The sequence below is a fragment of the Streptacidiphilus sp. P02-A3a genome (assembly GCF_014084105.1).
Classification (GTDB): Bacteria; Actinomycetota; Actinomycetes; order Streptomycetales; family Streptomycetaceae; genus Streptacidiphilus.
The window spans coordinates 5,787,848-5,804,187 of the sequence record NZ_CP048289.1 but is presented as its reverse complement, the minus strand read 5'-3'; the positions used below and the strand labels follow the sequence as shown (position 1 = coordinate 5,804,187).

The following is a 16,340-nucleotide window of genomic DNA, read 5'->3' as shown; positions in this document are numbered from 1 at the left end:
TCCCCATGGCCGCAGTCCGTCTGGTCCTGCGCCTGCTCGCCGCCGTCGGGCTGGCGATCGACGCCGGGATCCACGCCAAACTCGCGCCGCAGTACGACGCCGTGAGCGCCAGTATCAGCCAGGGCACGCTGTTCCGGATCGAGGCCGGGGCGGCCGCCCTCGCGGTGCTCCTGGTCCTGCTCTGGCGCCGCCGCGTCGGCGACGTCTTCGCGCTGCTGACGGCCGCCGCCGGGATCGCCGCCCTGCTGGTCTACCGCTACGTCGACGTCGGCAAGTTGGGGCCGCTGCCCAACATGTACGAGCCGGTGTGGTTCAGCGACAAGGTCTGGGCACTGATCGGCCAGGCGCTGGCCGTGCTGGCGCTGCTGCCGCTGCTCCCGCGCCGCCGGGCGGACCGGCCCCGGGTGGACTAGCGTCCTGGCGTGGCCCGGTCGAACGTCTGGGCGTCAGCGGTGGGCATTCCGGATAGACCGGTCGGATCGGCCGGGCGAGCCATGCGTGCCCCCGTGGTTGACAGTTGCTAGATTGCGCAACCAATGGAACGGCGGCCGGTACGGCCGCTGGTACGGCAGGTGCGTTTCCGGTGCGGCTCGCGGGCGTTCCGCAGGGGTGGCCGCACGGGGCAACGCGGAGGAGTGGCGGTGCGTGAGCAAGAGGTCAGCGGCTATGCCGGTCACCGTACCGGCGGGGCTCGCGCGGGTTCGGTCCGCGGCGGATCGGGCCCGGGCGGTTCGGCCGCCAGCGGATCGGCCCGGGTCGGCAACCCGCGACGCTACGGCGGCGGCGGTCCGCCCCGGACCCCCGATGGCCCGCCGCGCGGCGGCCGGGGCGGACGCCCGGGACCGGCGGATCGGCTGGCCAGAGCCGGACGCCTGCTCGCGGTCGCGCTGTCCACCGGGGTACTGATCACCAGCGGCGTCTCCTGGTACACGTACCACTCGCTGACCTCCGGGCTGACCACCTCGGACGCGCTGTCCGTCGTCCAGCACGGCGCGCCGCCGAAGCTGGACGACTCGGTCAACGTGCTGCTGATCGGCCTGGACAGCCGCAAGGACATGAACGGCGACGACCTGCCCCGGCAGTTCGTCGCGGACGACCTCAACGCCGGTTCGAGCAACATCGGCGGCTACAACACCAACACCCTGATCCTGCTGCACATCCCGGCGGGCGGCGGCAAGGTCCAGGCGTTCTCGATCCCGCGCGACGACTACGTCGAGACCTACGGCCCGGACGGCTCCGTGCAGGGCATGCACAAGATCAAGGAGGCCTACGGCCTGGCCAAGGCCGTGGCCGAGACCAGCCTCCGGGCCCAGGGCTACACCGGCACGGAGCTGGAGCAGCGCAGCCGCGAGATCGGCCGGGAGGCGACGCTGGCCACCGTGCAGAAGTTCCTCGGTGTCCGGATCGACCACTTCGCCGAGGTCAACCTGCTGGGCTTCTACGACATCGCGCAGGTGGTGCAGCCGATCACGGTCTGCCTGAACCACGCCGTCTACGACCCGGCGGTGAAGGGCCAGGGCTCCGGCGCGAACTTCCACGCCGGGCTGAACACCATCGACGCCGCGCAGGCGCTCTCCTTCGTCCGCCAGCGGCACTACCTCACCAACGGCGACCTCGACCGCACCCACCGGCAGCAGGCGTTCATCTCCTCGGTCGAGCACAAGCTGAAGGAGCAGGGCCTGTTCGACGACGTCGGCAAGATGCAGGCGCTGTTCGACGTGGTGAAGAAGGACGTGGTGATCGACACCCGGTGGAACCTGCTGGACTTCGCCCAGCAGGCGCCGGACCTGACCGGCGGCAACGTGGTCTTCAACACCCTGCCGATCCAGGGCTTCGCCACCCGGGGCGGCGAGTCGGTCAACCTGGTCGACCCGGCGCAGATCCAGGGCATCATGCGGCAGCTCACCACCCGCCCGGCCGCCTCCGCCGCCTCCGCCCAGCCCAGTGCCGCGCCCACCCCGGCCGCCGCCTCCGTTCCGGCGGCCCCGGCGGCCCCAGCCGCGCTCCCGGCCTCGGTCACCGGCGCCGTCGTCGACGTGCTCAACGGCTCCGGCACCCCGGGCCTGGCCGGTGCCGACTCCCGGGCACTGACCGCCCTCGGCTTCACCCCCGGACGCACCGGAAACGCGCCGTCGCGCGGCAGCACCGTGGTCCGCTACGGCTCCGGCGCCCGGGCCGCCGCCAAGCAGATCGCCACCCGGCTCGGCCCGGACGCCCTGGCCGTGGCGGACCCGGCGCTGCCGACCGAGCGGGTCCAGGTGTTCCTCGGCGCGGGCGCGGTCCCGCTCACCGGCGCCGCCGCGCACACCACCCCGGCCGGTCCCTCCACCCAGGCGGCACCGGCCCAGGCCCAGGACATCCCGTTCCAGGGCCCGGCGGTGAGGATGGGCGGCATCCCCTGCGTCAACTGACCCCCCGCGTCAACCTACCCCCGCGCCGACCGAGCTCCCGGGGGTGGTTCGCGTCATCCCCTCGTTTGCGTGACCCCGCGGAATCAGGGACGCTGTCCCGGGCAGCAGCGCACGACGTGGAGGGGCCGCAGATGACCGGGGCGAGCAGCGGGGTCGGCGACCTGCCGGCCGACCGCATCCAGGAGGCCGCGGGCCTCTTCGGAATGCTCGCCTCCGCGCTACGGCTGCACATCGTCTGGGTGCTCTCGCACGGCGAGTGCGACGTCGGCGGCCTCGCCGAGCAGGTGGGCGCGCCGATGCCGACGGTCAGCCAGCACCTCGCCAAGCTCAAACTGGCCGGACTGGTCCACTCCCGGCAGCAGGGCCGCCGCCGCGTCTACGTGGTGGACGACCCCAACCTGGTCTCGGTGGTCCGGCTGATGTTCCAGCACCTGGCCGCCGAGGGCGGGGGCTCCGGCGCCGACACCGGGGCCCGACATGGTCTGGGGGCCTGACCCCGCCCGGTCGCGGACCCGTTCCGCCGCCGCGTGTACCACCGCGAGGCCGCCGCGACCACCCGCGTCCTGGTCTGGTTCATGCTGCTGTCCGGCCTGCTCCTGGACGGCGTCAACGAGCTGGTCCGCGACCAGGGACCGGCGGTGGTCACGCTGGCGGTCGCGGTCGCCGTCGGGCTCACCCCGGAGATGCTGCCGGGGTACGCCGGGCTCACCCTGCTGGCCCGGGCCGGGCTCGCTACCAGGCGTAGATGCGGGAGATGATCTGGTTCCGGATGGCCTGCCCGGGGCCGGGGTGGGAGACCATCACCGGTACCCCGTTCGGGTCACGGCCCTCGACCCAGGAGAAGCCCTCCGCCACATGGGTGGTGGTGTGCGCGTTCAGCCGCTTCAGCACCTGCTCGCAGCGCTTCAGTTCGGCCTCGCTGGGCGCGGTCCAGACGGAGCACTGCACACCGATGCCGCCGGTCTGGTGCGGGGCTCGCGGGCCCACCGAGCGCAGGTAGAGCTGTGAGCCGTCGCCGCCGACCAGCAGCGCGGCGGTCGGGTTGGCCACGGTGACCTCAAGGCCCAGCAGCTCCCGGTAGAAACCGACGGACTCGTCGAGGTCGAACACGTACAGCACCACCGAGGTCAGCCGCATCCGCGCCCCGGCGGCGGCGGGCGCGGCGGGCGCGGTGGGGTCCGGGGTCGGGGTGGGGGCCGGTGCGGGGTCCATGCGTTCCCTCTCTCCGTGGCGGGCGGCGAGGTCCGCCACCCGGCACGAGTCTCGCACGGCAGCCCTGGGAGGGCGCGGTGTGACCACGAGCACGCTTGGCGGATGCACCGCGCGTGAACCCCCGTCCACTGCCTATCGTTTGATCATGAGTACACATTTTGATGTCGTGGTTCTCGGCGCGGGCCCCGGCGGCTACACCACGGCCGTCCGCTCCGCGCAACTCGGTCTGCGTGCCGCCGTGATCGAGGAGAAGTACTGGGGCGGGGTGTGCCTCAACGTCGGCTGCATCCCCTCGAAGGCGCTGCTGCGCAACGCCGAGCTGGCCCACATCTTCACCCAGGAGCAGAAGACCTTCGGGATCCGGGTCGAGGGCACGGTGAGCTTCGACTACGGCGAGGCGTTCAAGCGCAGCCGCAAGGTCGCCGACGGCCGGGTGGCCGGGGTGCACTACCTGATGAAGAAGAACGCGATCACCGAGTACGACGGGCGCGGCACCTTCACCGACGACCACACCCTCCAGGTGGCGCTGCGCTCCGGCGGCACGGAGGCGGTGACCTTCGACCACTGCGTGATCGCCACCGGCGCCACCACCCGGCTGCTGCCGGGCACGGCGCTCAGCGACCGGGTGGTCACCTACGAGGAGCAGATCCTCTCCGACGCGCTGCCGCAGAGCATCATCATCGCCGGCGCGGGCGCGATCGGCGTCGAGTTCGCGTACGTGCTGCACAACTACGGGGTGAAGGTCACCATCGTCGAGTTCCTGGACCGGATGGTGCCGCTGGAGGACGCGGAGGTCTCCGCCGAGCTGGCCAAGCGCTACCGGCGGCTCGGCATCGAGGTGCTGACCTCGACCCGGGTGGAGTCGATCGACGACAGCGACCCCTCCGCCAAGGTCCGGGTCACCGTCTCCCGCGACGGGCGGCAGCAGGTGCTGGAGGCCGACAAGGTGCTCCAGGCGATCGGCTTCGCGCCCCGGGTCACCGGCTACGGCCTGGAGCGGACCGGGGTGCGGCTGACCGAGCGCGGCGCGATCGACGTGGACGGGCGCGGACGCACCAGCGTCCCGCACCTCTTCGCGATCGGCGACGTGACCGCCAAGCTGATGCTGGCGCACGCGGCCGAGTCGATGGGCGTGATCGCGGCCGAGACCATCGGCGGGGCGGAGACCATGGAGCTGAACTTCCCGATGATCCCGCGCGCCACCTACTGCCAGCCGCAGATCGCCAGCTTCGGCTGGACCGAGGCGCAGGCCCGGGAGCAGGGCTTCGACGTCAAGGTGGTGAAGTTCCCGTTCACCGCCAACGGCAAGGCCCACGGCCTCGGCGACCCGGTCGGCTTCGTCAAGGTGATCAGCGACGCCACGTACGGCGAACTGCTGGGCGCGCACCTGATCGGCCCCGAGGTCACCGAGCTGCTGCCGGAGCTGACGCTGGCCCAGCAGTGGGACCTGACGGTGCACGAGGTGGCGCGCAACGTGCACGCGCACCCGACCCTCGGCGAGGCGGTCAAGGAGGCGATCCACGGCCTGGCCGGACATATGATCAACTTCTGAGCGCGAGGCCGTCGGCCCGAGGCGGTCAGCCGATCCGGGCGGCGAGGACGGCGACGTCGTCCTCCGCGTCCACCCCCGAGGCCACCAGCTCGTCGAGCACCTGGTCCAGCACCCCGTCCAGCGAGGCGGACGCGGGCAGCCGGAGCTCGGCGAGCCGCCGCAGCGAGCGGTCGATGTCCTCGCCGCGCCGCTCCACCAGGCCGTCGGTGTAGAGCAGCAGGGTGTGCCCGGGGGCGCAGCGGGTGAGCTGGGAGCTGTAGCCGCCCAGCCCGGTGCCCAGCGGCGGCCCGGCCGGGATGTCCAGCAGCCGCGCCCGGTTGCGCGAGTCCAGGACGGCGGGCGGCAGGTGTCCGGCGCTGGCGTAGGTGACCAGGCCGCGCCGGGCGTCCACCACGGCCAGCAGGCAGGTCGCCGGGCGCTCGTCGGAGAGCCGGGCGGTCAGCGCGTCCATCCGCTCCAGTACCACGTGCGGCGGCAGCCGCTCCGAGGCGAGCGCCCGCAGCATCGCGCTGTAGTGGCTCATGTCGACCGCCGCCGCCACCCCGTGGCCCATCACGTCGCCGATCACCAGCAGCGTCCGCTCCGGGGAGAGCGGCACGCAGTCGAACCAGTCGCCGCCGACCAGGGCGCTGGTGCCGGACGGCAGGTAGCGGGTGGCCACCTCCAGGCCCGGGTTGGGGCGGCTGGGGCCCGCCAGCAGCGCCCGTTGCAGCTCCAGCGCGATGTGGTGCTCGCGGGTGTAGCGGCGGGCGTTGTCCAGGCTGATCGCGGCCCGCCCGGCCAGGTCCTGGGCGGCGACCACGTCCTCCTCGGTGAAGGCGGGGGAGTCACCGGCGCGGACCATGGACAGCGTGCCCAGCGGCTCGCCGCGCGCGGACAGCGGCAGCAGCAGCCCGGAGTGGATCCCGGCGGCCCGGTACGCGGCCAGCCGCCCCGGATTCGGCGCGGAGCGCTCCAGCGCCGGGTCGCCCAGCAGGTTCTCCACCATCGGCCGACCGCTGGCCAGGCAGCGCGGGATCGCCGACCCGGGCTGGTAGTCCACGTACTCACCGGGGACGCCGAACACCCGGGCCTGTTCGGCCAGCTCGGGGACGGTGTGCATGGCGGCCCGCCGCAGCCGCAGCACCCCGTGCGGCGGGGGCCGGTGCGGGACGCCGAGGTCGGTCGGGATCACCTCCACGGTGGCGATGTCGGCCAGCCCCGGTACCAGGAAGGCCGCCAGTTCGGCGCAGGTGGTGTCCATGTCCAGGGTGGTGCCGATCACGGTGGCGGCGTGGTCCAGCACCGCCAGCCGGACCTGTGCCCGCTCCAGGTCGCGCTGCTGCTCGCGGTCGTCGGTGACCTCCAGCAGGATGCCGACCACCCCGGTCACCTGGTCGCCGTCCATCAGCCGGTGGTAGGCGCCGTGCCAGTAGCGCAGCTCGCGGTCGGAGTCGGCCCGGGTGTGGCCGCTGGTGACCACCTCGCGCGGGATCCCGTCGGCCAGCACCTGCGCCAGCACGTCCTCGCGGGCGTCCACCTCGGGCACCACCTCGGCGATGCTCCGGCCCACGTGCGCCTCCGGGGGCAGACCGTTCATCCGGGCCAGGGTCGGGTTGACGTACTGGAAGCGCAGCTCCTGGTCCAGCACGGTGACCCCGGCGGTGGTCCCGTCCAGCACCTGCCGCAGCAGCGCCCGCAGCGGGTCGGCCGGGCCGCTCAGCACCGCCGCCGCCGGGCGGCGGCTGCGGTGGCGCGGCGCGGCGCCACGGGTTCCGCCACGGGTTCCTCCTCCGGGGGGCACGCCCGGCGTGCGCGGGCACACGGGACGGGCAGGGGTGCGCGGACGGGATGCGTACCCGTTCCGGCGGCCCCCCGCGCACCGGCTCACCCCATTGGCGTACCCGGACCGGTCGCGACCCGGACGCGCCCGCGCCTCGTGACCCGGTACCGGCTCAGACCCGGTACTGGTACGGCGTGGTGCTCCCGGCCCGGGTGAAGCCGAGCCGGGCCAGGATCGGGCGGCTGTCGGCGGACGCGTCGACCTGCAGGTACCGGTAGCCCCGGTCGGCGGCGATCCGGGCCCGGTGGGCGATCAGTGCCCGGTAGACGCCGCGCCCGCGCCACTCCTCGACCGTGCCGCCGCCCCACAGCCCGGCGAAGCCGGTCCCCGGGACCAGCTCCAGCCGCGCCGCGCTCACCGGCCGCTCGCCCGCCATCGCCAGCACCGCGTGCACGGTCTCCGGGGACCGGGCGAGCTGGGCCAGCAGCTGGTCCCTGATCCGCCGCCCGCTGGAGCCGAACGCCTGCTCGTGCACGTCCGCCAGCAGCTGCGCCTCGGCGGGCCCGGTCACCGGGCGCAGGGTCACCCCCTCGGGCGGCAGCGCCCCGGTCAGCTGCTCCGCCACCGGGGCGATCATCAGCGCCTCCTCCGGCTCGGCGGTGAAACCGGCCGCCAGCAGCCGTGCGCCCAGGTCGGCCGGGCGGTCATGGGCGTAGAGCTTCCACTCGAAGTCCCGGCCGAGCGCGGTGTAGTGCGCCACCTGCGCGGCGATCGCGGCGTCCGCCCCGGCCCGGTCCAGGTCCGACCAGAGCACCGCGTTCCAGCCCGGCGCCGGGGCGGTCTGCCGGAGCACGCCGTCGACCAGCTCGACCACCGCCCCGGCGCCGTCGGGCCGCGCCCCGCGGCGTACCCGGCGGTCGAACTCCGCCAGCAGGTCCGGTGCGGTCCGCGCACCGTCGGTCGGTTCGTCCACGTTCTCCATCCGCCCACTCCAACACGGCCCCGACCTGGGCGGCAACCGGATTGTCCGGCGGTCGCCCCGGCGGTCGCCGCGGTCAGTAGACGTGGTCGGCGGTGACGTCCTGGGACAGGGCCAGCGCCCGTTCGGCGTCCGGGCCGCGCAGCGAGAGCAGGGTCATCGTCAGCGCGTCGACCACGGCCAGGTGCGCCAGTCGGCTGGCCACGGCTTCGAGCCCGAGCACCAGCTCCTGGCTCCCGGCCACCAGGGTGCAGGTGCTGGTCTCGCTGAGCGGCGAGTTGGCGTAGCTGGTCAGCGCGACGATGGTGGCGCCGTGCAGGCGGGCCCGGCGGGCGGCGTCGACGGTGCTGCGGGTCGCGCCGGAGTGGCTGATCGCCAGGCAGGCGTCGTTCACCCCCAGCAGCCCGGCGGACAGCTGGGCGGTCATCGGGTCGGCCGGCACGTCCACCACGCAGCCGAGCGCCCGCAGCCGGTAGCCGGCGTCCAGGGCGACCGCCCCGGACAGCCCGGCGCCGAACACCAGCACCCGCGAGGCCTCGTTCAGCGTCCGCGCGGCGGAGCGGAGGTGCTTCACCGACACGGTCTCCAAGAGCCCGTCGAGAACCTGGTGCGCGGCCTGGACGGTGTGTGCCAGGGCGCGCCCGGCCGGATCGTCCTCGGTCGGCGGCGCGGGGCGCGGGGCCTGCCGGGCGGCGGCGATCTTCACCTCCTGGTAGCCCCGGAAGCCCAGCCGCTGACAGGCCCGGACCACCGACGACGGCGCGGTCCCGGCCAGCGCCGCGACGTCGCTCACGCTCAGCCGCACCAGCTCCGAACCCTGCTCCAGGAACACCTGGGCGACCCGTGCCTCGGTGTCCCGCAACTCCGGCAGGCGCGCCCGGATGTGCGCGGACAGCTGCTGGACGCCCGCACCGGGGCTCGTGGAATCATTTTCCATGAGTCTAGAGTAGCGTGGAATTCAATTCCTGGAACAGAAGGAGGGGGAGAGCTGTGTCCACCGGGTCTCAAGCTGGGTACGGGGCGGCCGTCGTGCCGCTGCTGGTACTGGCGGCGGCGGTGCTGCACGCCGTCTGGAACGCGCTGGCGCACCGGATCGAGGACAAGCTGGTCGGCTTCGTGCTGATCGACCTCGGCTACCTCTGCTGCGCCGCCGTCCTGGTCTGCTTCACGCCGCTGCCGGACGCGGCGGCCTGGCCGTTCATCGGCACCTCCTGCCTGCTGCAGATCGTCTACCAGGTGCTGCTGCTCCAGTCCTACCGGCTCGGCGACTTCGGCCAGATGTACCCGATCGCGCGCGGTACCTCGCCGCTGCTGGTGGCCCTGGCCTCGACCACCGTGCTCGGCCAGTCACTGCCGCTCGGCGGCGCGCTCGGGCTGATCGCGGTCTGCTCCGGGCTGGCCGGTCTGGCCTTCGCCGACGGACTGCCCGGACGCGCGCAACTCCCGGCGCTGGCGGCCGCCGTGGGCACCGGCGTGATGATCGCCTCGTACACGGTGGTGGACGGGACCGGGGTGCGCCGCTCGGGGACGGTGCTCGGCTACATCGCCTGGTCGTTCCTGTGCCAGGGCCCGGCGCTGCCGCTGGCGGCCTGGCGGCTGCGCGGCGGCCGGGCACTGCTCGGCGCGCTGCGCCCCGCGTACCGGACCGGCCTGGCCGGGGGAGCGCTGTCGATGCTGGCGTACGGCCTGGTGGTCTGGGCGCAGGACCGGGGGAACCTGGCCGCCATCGCGGCCCTGCGCGAGACCAGTATCGTCTTCGCGGCGCTGATCGGCGCGCTGGTCTTCCGGGAGCGCCTCGGCTACCGGCGGATGGCGGCCAGTGCCGCCGTCCTGCTCGGCATCGGGGTACTGGAACTCGCCCACCTGTGACCGCGCCACTGGCGGGGGCCGTGGGCGTCCGCTGCGGGCCGCGCCTCTGACCGGCCGACTCGCCTGCGGGGCAAGCGAGTTGGAGGAGTTGCGAGTGGGGTACGGTGGCGGCTGGAGCGGGACCGGAACCGGGCGGGGCGCTGCCGCGTCCCAGAGCCGGTCCAGCCGTGCCACCGAGGGGGAGTCCATGATCCGCAGCGTCCGGGTAGCCGTCCGGGCAGTCGCCGCGTCGGCGGTGCTGGCCGTCGTCGCGGGCTGCGCCGCGCCGTCGGTCAAGCTGCCGCTGGAGCCGGGCCCGTCGGTGAACGTGCACGGCTACTACCGGCCGATCAGCTGCCCCATGGTCTCGGCCGCCTACACGACCTCGGCGTCCTCGCCGGGCGACCCCGGCGCGACCCCGATGAACTCGCCGCAGGCCGAGGCGCTGGCCCAGGCACTGGGCACGCAGGGCCGCGGCGGCTACGCGGACGTCTTCGGCCTGCTGGTGGTGGACAATCCGCTGGGTCGGGTCACCCTCTGCGTCACCGACACGGCCAGGGGGAGGCAACTCGCGGCGGCGGCCAAGCGCGCCGATCCGGGGATCGACCTGAGTCGCCTCGACATCTTCGCATGCCCCTACTCCGAGCGGCAGTTGGACGCCGCGATGCGGCGGATGTCGCAGCGGACCGGCGCGACCTTCGACGGGTTCCCGATCTACTCGATCTCTCCCGCCGGGGCCAACGCCGGAATCGAGGTGACGACCAGTCAGCAGGGCGCGGTGTCCGCTTCCCTGCAGCTGGAGTTGACCGCCCTGGGCGGCGGGATCCCCGTGTCCGAGGCCTCCGGCAGCCCGGTGACCTCGGCCCAGTTGTCGGTCCCCGCCACCAAGTCTGACGGCTAGTCAGTTCTGGGGTCTCATATCTGACGCACCGTCATTGACTTCTCGCGGACAGAGCTGGATTCTCTCCATCACTGTCACCGCAGGTGGCGGCCGGTCGCCGCACGGGACCGCCCGACCGTCGCCGCCCCGGACGCTCCACCATCACCGTTCCCGGCGCCGTCGGCCGCCGCCGGGAACGGCCCGCGCGAACTCCAGTCAGGTCGCTCGAAGCCGCCCCGAGCCCGGCCCCGTGCCGTCCGCCCGCCCGGCCCCGGGCGCGCCGCCCGTCCGCTGCCCCGGTCCGCACAGCCGGGTTCCCGCAGCGCGACCACGCCCCCGGGACCGCACGCCCGGGACCCCCCGCCACGGCGACCGCTGCCGCGGCGCACCCCGTCACGCGTGTTCCACCACCTCGCGGAGGGTAGTCATGGGATCTCCCCAGCACCCCGAACAGCCCGCCTCACCACAGCCCGCCTCGCCACAGCCCGCCTCACCGCAGCCCGTCTCGCCGCTGTCGCGTCGCGCCTTCCTGGGCGCCGCCGGAGCGACCGCCGCGCTCACCGGCCTGTCCTGGACCCCGGCCTTCAGGGTCCTGCCCGCCCAGGCGGCGACCCCGGCCCCACCCGACTTCCCCAGCGGCCTCGCCGTCTACCAGCAGGCCTGGACCAACTGGTCCGGCGAGATCGTGCTCAGCCCGCAGTGGACCTGCGCCCCCGGCACGCCCGCCGACGTGGTCACCCTCGCCAACTGGGCCCACGCCCAGGGCTGGAAGATCCGGGCCCGGGGCATGGGCCACGGCTGGTCCCCGCTGCTCGAACCGAGCGGCGCCAGCGGCAACATCCTGCTGGTCGACACCACCGAGAACCTGACCGCGGTCACCGTCAGCGGCGGCAGCCCGGCCAGCGTCACCGCGCAGGCGGGCGTCACCATGACCACGCTGCTCACCGACCTGGAGAACGCCGGATACGGGCTGACCAACACCCCGGCCCCGGGCGACCTCACCCTCGGCGGCGTGCTCGCCATCGACGGCCACGGCAGTTCGGTCCCGGCCGCCGGGGAGACCCCGCTGTCCGGTCACACCTACGGCTCGGTCAGCAACCTGGTCGTCTCGCTCACCGCCGTGGTCTGGGATCCGACGCAGAGCGCCTACGCGCTCAGGACCTTCCAGCGCAGCGACCCGGACATCGCCGCCTTCCTGGTGCACCTCGGCCGCGCCTTCGTCACCGAGGCGACGCTGCGGGTCGGCGCCAACGTCCGGCTGCGCTGTCAGAGCACCTACACCACCAACGTGGCCACCCTGTTCGCCCCGCCCGCCTCGGCCGGGTCCGACTCCTACGCGGCGCTGGTCGAGCAGAGCGGCCGGGTGGAGACCATCTGGTTCCCGTTCACCACCGTGCCCTGGCTGAAGGTCTGGTCGGTCAGCCCGAGCAAGTCCTGGCTCTCGCGGGAGGTCGACAGCCCGTTCAACTACACCTTCTCGGACTCGGTCAGCAGCAGCGAGTCCCAGCTGATCTCGGAGATCGTCAGCGGGGACGTCTCGGTGACGCCGACCTTCGAGAACCTGGAGATGAGCATCGTCGGCTCCGGACTGATCGTCACCGGCACCTGGGACATCTGGGGCTGGGCCAAGAACACCCAGCTGTACGTGCGGCCGACGACGCTCCAGGTCACCGCGAACGGCTACGCCATCCTCTGCGCCCGGGCCGACGTCCAGCGGGTGGTCAGCGACTTCTACGGCTACCTGGACAACGCCCTCAACGCCTATGCCGCCAAAGGCCAGTACCCGATGAACGGGCCGTGGGAGGTGCGCGTCACCGGCCTGGACGACCCCGCCGACTGCGGGGTCGCCGGGGCGGTCGAGGCGCAGCTCAGCGCGCTGCGCCCGCGCCCCGACGAGCCCGCCTGGGACACGGCGGTGTGGATGGACGTGCTGACCGTCCCGGGCACCCCGCAGTCCCAGCAGTTCTACCGGGAGACCGAGCAGTGGGTGCTGGCCAACTACACCGGCGGTTACGCGGCGGTGCGGCCCGAGTGGTCCAAGGGCTGGGCCTACTCCGGGACGGCCGCATGGTCGGATCCGACCATGCTCGGCGGCACCATCCCGGCGGCGTTCCGGGTCGGCCAGGCCACCGGCGACAACTGGGACACCGCCCTGGCCACCCTGGACCGCTACGACCCGGCCCGGATCTACAGCAACACCTTCCTGGACACCTTCCTGCCCTAGGGCTCAGGACCAGTTGTCCAGCCACTCCCGCAGGTGGCGCATCGGCCCGCCGTCGCGGTGGACCACGACCTTCCCGAAGACGGACCGGCCGGAGATCCGGATGACCGGACCCTCCGCGCCGTCCGCGGGCTGGCCGCCGCTGCCGCCGGGCATCGAGCGCTTGCCGAACAGCGCCGAACCGGTGTCGTAGACCCGGGCGTTCTGCGGCACGATCACCACGATCTTGCCGCAGAAGGAGTCGGCCTGGAGCTCCACCTCCCGGCGGGTGAACACCGCCTGCCGGAGGTCGAGCAGCAGCGCGCCGAAGCGGGCCTCGGCGACGCTGTGCGGCGGCACCGGCCAGGCGCCGCCCCGGCGCAGCTTGCTGAACACGGCGGTCATCGGCTCGCCGGACGGCGCGGGCGCGGGCGGCGCCGCGTCCGCTCGGGCCGGGAGGTCGGCGGTCAGCGGCGCCAGGGCCGCGTCGGTGCGCGCGGCGTAGGCGGCCTCCAGCCGCTCCGCGTGCTCCTCGGGATCGAGGTAGCCCCCGGCCAGGGCGTCGGCCAGGATCCCGGCGACCCGGTCGCGATCGGCGTCGCCGACCCGCGCCGCGGGCCCCGGCCGTCCCGGGAGCTTCACCAGGCGGCCGGACCCGCCGGGGGCGGACTCGGGGCCGGTGTCGGGGCCGGTGCCGGGGCGGTCTGCGGGGGCGGGGGTCACCGAGGACACATGGACTCCAGGGGTGCGGTGGGACGTGTGGCGGTGCGACGCGGACAGGGTATCGCGATATAGCGTGACTGTCGCCCCGCTTCCCGGTACCGCGATCCGGCGGGGGAAGTTCGCCTGCCCGCTCCCACTCGTTCGGCCCGAGGACGCCCCGGATACACCCGGGCCCGGAAGCGTCGGCCGTGCGGCAAAGTTGGCTATACAACTTTGCGCCGACCTGGAGGCCCCGATGCCCGACCCCGCTTCGACCACCACCCCGCTGCCGACGCCCGCGCCCGCCTCGCTGCCCGCGCTGTGGCTGCGCGACAACTGCGGCTGCGCCCAGTGCCGCGACCCGCGCAACGGCCAGAAGCTGTTCCAGATCACCGACCTGCCCGAGGAACCGGCGGTGGCCACCGAGACCCCGGTGACCGGGCCGGACGGCGCGGTCGGCTGGGAGGTGGTCTGGGTGCCGGACGGCCACCGCTCCCACTACGCCGCGTCCTGGCTCGCCCCGCGGCGGCCGACCGCCGACCGGTCCGCCGCCGACCAGCGCACCGAGGACGCCAAGACGCTCTGGCAGGCCGCCGACCTGACCGGCGCCCTCCCCACCGCCGCCTGGGCCGACTACCGGGAGGACCCCGCCGTGCGGCTCCGGATCCTGGACGCGGTCGGACGCCTCGGCTTCGCCCTGCTGCGCGGGGTGCCGGTGCGCGAGGGCCAGGTCACCGAGGTCGCCGAGACCTTCGGCTTCGTCCGGGAGACCAACTACGGCCGGATCTTCGAGGTGCGGGTCGAGCAGAACCCCAACAACCTCGCCTTCACCGGCGAGCGGATCACCCCGCACACCGACAACCCCTACCGCGACCCGGTGCCCACGCTGCAACTGCTGCACTGCCTGGCCAACAGCACCGAGGGCGGGGACTCCGGGCTGGTCGACGGCTTCGCCGCCGCCGCGCTGCTGCGCGAGCAGGACCCGGCCGCGTACCAGGTGCTCACCCGAACCCCGGTGCCCTTCCGCTTCGTCGACCACGGCGGCCCCGGAGAGGACGGCGCCCCCCGCGCCGGAGCCGAGATCACCACCCAGCACCCGCTGATCGGCACCGACCCGGGCGGCCGGATCCGCGAGATCCGCTTCAACAACCGCTCCATCGGCACCCTCCGGCTCCCCGCCGCCGACACCGAGGCCTTCTACGCCGCCTACCGCGGCTTCGCCCGGCTGCTGCTGCGGCCCGAGCTGCGGCTCGACTTCCGGCTCACCCCGGGGGACTGCCTGATCTTCGACAACACCCGGCTGCTGCACGCCCGCACCGCCTTCGAGAGCAGCGGCGGACGGCACCTCCAGGGCTGCTACGCGGACCTCGACGGACTGTTCAGCACCGCCGCGGTGCTGCGCCGGGAGGCGCTGGACACGCTGGCCGTGCTCTTCGCCGAGCAGGGCAGCGCCGAGTACTTCGGCGAGGCGGTCACCCAGGCCGAGCACATGCTCCAGGCCGGGGCCCTGGCCGAGGCCGACGGAGCCCCGGGGGAGCTGGTGGCGGCGGCGCTGCTGCACGACCTCGGCCACTTCCACGGCGAGGTGACCGGCCACCAGCTGATGGAGGGCACCGACAACCGGCACAGCCACACCGGCGCCGACTGGCTGGCCCGGTGGTTCGGCCCGGCCGTCACCGAGCCGGTCCGACTGCACGTCGCCGCCAAGCGCTACCTGTGCGCGGTGGAACCCGCCTACTTCGCCCTGCTGTCCCCGGCGTCGGTGCACACCCTCTCGGTCCAGGGCGGACCGATGACGGCCGCCGAGGCCGAGGAGTTCGCCGCCCACCCCTACGGCGCGGACGCGGTCCGGCTGCGCCGCTGGGACGAGGCGGCCAAGGACCCGCAGGCGCCCACGCCCGGCTTCGAGCACTTCCGCCCGCTGCTCGCATCCCTGCTGGAGGCCTGCCCGCCGGCGTGAGTCCGGTGCGACCCGGCGGGGCGGGTCAGGGCTCGGGGTGGGGCTCGGCGCGGTGGCGGGTCAGCGCGTTGGACGCCACCGAGTTGTGCACGGTGAAGGCCACGGTGCCGGGCAGGTAGCGGTCGTCGGACCACTCCACCGGCGTCCCGGCCGGATCCGTGCTCCGGCGGCGCTCGCGCAGCAGTGCCTGCCCCACCGGGCCGCCCAGCAGCGCGGCGTCCTCCTTGTCGGCGGTGACCAGGTCCACGGTGTGGTCGGCGTCGGCGAGGAGCACGCCGTCCCGCTCCAGCTGCTCGCTGACCGAGACGGTGTCCGGCGGCATCCGCGAGACCAGCGCGCCCACCAGCGGCGGATAGGCGGTCCGCTCGACCATCACCGGCCGGTCGGCCAAGGTCCGTAGCCGCAGCACCCAGTGCACCGCCGAGCCCTCCGGCAGCCGCAGCTGCGCGGCCTCCTCCGGACCGGCGGCGCGCAGCTCCTGCCGGACCACCCGACCGCCCGGGGTCTCCCCGAGCGAGCGGGCCCAGCGGGTGAAGCTCATCAGCTCCGCGAAGCTCTGCAGCGGCGGCGATGCCAGCAGCACCCGCCGCGTCCCGCGCCGGGAGGTGACCACACCCTCCGACCGCAGCAGCGTCAGCGCGTGCCGGACCGTCCCCCGGGAGACCCCGTAGCGGGCCGCCAACTGCTCCTCACTGGGCAGCCGACCGTCCGCGCCGTACTCCCCGGCGCGCGCCGCGGCGCGCACCTCGGCCGCCAACTCCTTGTACCGCGCCGTCTCCGCCACACGCTTCCCGTCGACCAGCCGCACCCGTGCCCTGACGTCAGGAATCTATC

Annotated in this window: 15 protein-coding genes; 9 read left to right on the top strand and 6 right to left on the bottom strand. The window is 74.0% G+C overall.

The genetic code is table 11. The features are described from left to right. Positions 1–5 precede the first annotated feature (5 nt). From GXP74_RS24880 to GXP74_RS24865, 4 genes are all read left to right on the top strand, one after another. The gene (locus GXP74_RS24880; RefSeq protein ID WP_182453468.1) at positions 6–413 is read left to right on the top strand and encodes a hypothetical protein; all 408 of its coding nucleotides are present in this window, start codon (positions 6–8) and stop codon (positions 411–413) included. 228 nt (positions 414–641) lie between these two features. Beyond that, on the top strand, positions 642–2,411 hold the full coding sequence (locus GXP74_RS24875; RefSeq protein WP_225448158.1) for an LCP family protein: 1,770 nt from the start codon (positions 642–644) through the stop codon (positions 2,409–2,411). A gap of 131 nt (positions 2,412–2,542) precedes the next feature. Then, the gene (locus GXP74_RS24870; protein WP_182453466.1) at positions 2,543–2,905 is read left to right on the top strand and encodes a helix-turn-helix transcriptional regulator; all 363 of its coding nucleotides are present in this window, start codon (positions 2,543–2,545) and stop codon (positions 2,903–2,905) included. Positions 2,906–2,938: 33 nt separating this feature from the next. Further along, positions 2,939–3,169 carry a hypothetical protein gene (locus GXP74_RS24865; RefSeq protein ID WP_182453465.1) on the top strand — a complete coding sequence of 77 codons (231 nt, stop codon included), beginning with the start codon at positions 2,939–2,941 and terminating at the stop codon, positions 3,167–3,169. On the opposite strand, the gene GXP74_RS24860 is transcribed toward GXP74_RS24865, so the two are convergent. Continuing rightward, positions 3,144–3,623, bottom strand: coding sequence for a VOC family protein (locus GXP74_RS24860; RefSeq protein ID WP_225448157.1), 480 nt, complete (start codon positions 3,621–3,623; stop codon positions 3,144–3,146). The two genes, GXP74_RS24865 and GXP74_RS24860, sit on opposite strands and share 26 nt — an antisense overlap. A gap of 145 nt (positions 3,624–3,768) precedes the next feature. On the opposite strand from GXP74_RS24860, the gene lpdA reads away from it, so the two are divergent. After that, entirely contained in the window at positions 3,769–5,175 is a 1,407-nt protein-coding gene (lpdA, locus tag GXP74_RS24855) for a dihydrolipoyl dehydrogenase (protein ID WP_182453464.1), read from the top strand. 25 nt (positions 5,176–5,200) lie between these two features. Here lpdA and GXP74_RS24850 read toward each other — a convergent pair whose 3' ends face one another. The 3 genes from GXP74_RS24850 to GXP74_RS24840 all read right to left on the bottom strand — a co-directional run bounded on the left by GXP74_RS24850 (position 5,201) and on the right by GXP74_RS24840 (position 8,853). Beyond that, positions 5,201–6,958, bottom strand: coding sequence for a SpoIIE family protein phosphatase (locus GXP74_RS24850; protein WP_182453463.1), 1,758 nt, complete (start codon positions 6,956–6,958; stop codon positions 5,201–5,203). A gap of 151 nt (positions 6,959–7,109) precedes the next feature. After that, positions 7,110–7,919, bottom strand: coding sequence for a GNAT family N-acetyltransferase (locus GXP74_RS24845; protein WP_182453462.1), 810 nt, complete (start codon positions 7,917–7,919; stop codon positions 7,110–7,112). A gap of 73 nt (positions 7,920–7,992) precedes the next feature. Beyond that, complete coding sequence (locus GXP74_RS24840; RefSeq protein WP_182453461.1) at positions 7,993–8,853, bottom strand: MurR/RpiR family transcriptional regulator; 861 nt, start codon at positions 8,851–8,853, stop codon at positions 7,993–7,995. A 53-nt stretch (positions 8,854–8,906) separates the two neighbouring features. On the opposite strand from GXP74_RS24840, the gene GXP74_RS24835 reads away from it, so the two are divergent. From GXP74_RS24835 to GXP74_RS24825, 3 genes are all read left to right on the top strand, one after another. After that, complete coding sequence (locus tag GXP74_RS24835) at positions 8,907–9,785, top strand: EamA family transporter (protein WP_182453460.1); 879 nt, start codon at positions 8,907–8,909, stop codon at positions 9,783–9,785. A 187-nt stretch (positions 9,786–9,972) separates the two neighbouring features. Further along, the gene (locus GXP74_RS24830) at positions 9,973–10,665 is read left to right on the top strand and encodes a hypothetical protein (RefSeq protein ID WP_182453459.1); all 693 of its coding nucleotides are present in this window, start codon (positions 9,973–9,975) and stop codon (positions 10,663–10,665) included. 406 nt (positions 10,666–11,071) lie between these two features. Beyond that, a complete protein-coding gene (locus tag GXP74_RS24825) occupies positions 11,072–12,868 on the top strand; it encodes a cholesterol oxidase substrate-binding domain-containing protein (protein ID WP_182453458.1) in 1,797 nt (598 codons plus the stop codon). 3 nt (positions 12,869–12,871) lie between these two features. Here the strand turns inward: GXP74_RS24825 and GXP74_RS24820 are convergent, their stop codons facing one another. After that, positions 12,872–13,576: a DUF1707 domain-containing protein gene (locus GXP74_RS24820; protein WP_225448156.1), complete on the bottom strand. Its 705-nt coding sequence runs from the start codon at positions 13,574–13,576 to the stop codon at positions 12,872–12,874. Between the two features lie 226 nt (positions 13,577–13,802). On the opposite strand from GXP74_RS24820, the gene GXP74_RS24815 reads away from it, so the two are divergent. Beyond that, complete coding sequence (locus GXP74_RS24815; protein WP_182453457.1) at positions 13,803–15,506, top strand: phosphonate degradation HD-domain oxygenase; 1,704 nt, start codon at positions 13,803–13,805, stop codon at positions 15,504–15,506. Between the two features lie 25 nt (positions 15,507–15,531). Here the strand turns inward: GXP74_RS24815 and GXP74_RS24810 are convergent, their stop codons facing one another. Next, a complete protein-coding gene (locus GXP74_RS24810) occupies positions 15,532–16,290 on the bottom strand; it encodes a GntR family transcriptional regulator (protein ID WP_182453456.1) in 759 nt (252 codons plus the stop codon). Between the last annotated feature and the right edge of the window lie 50 nt (positions 16,291–16,340).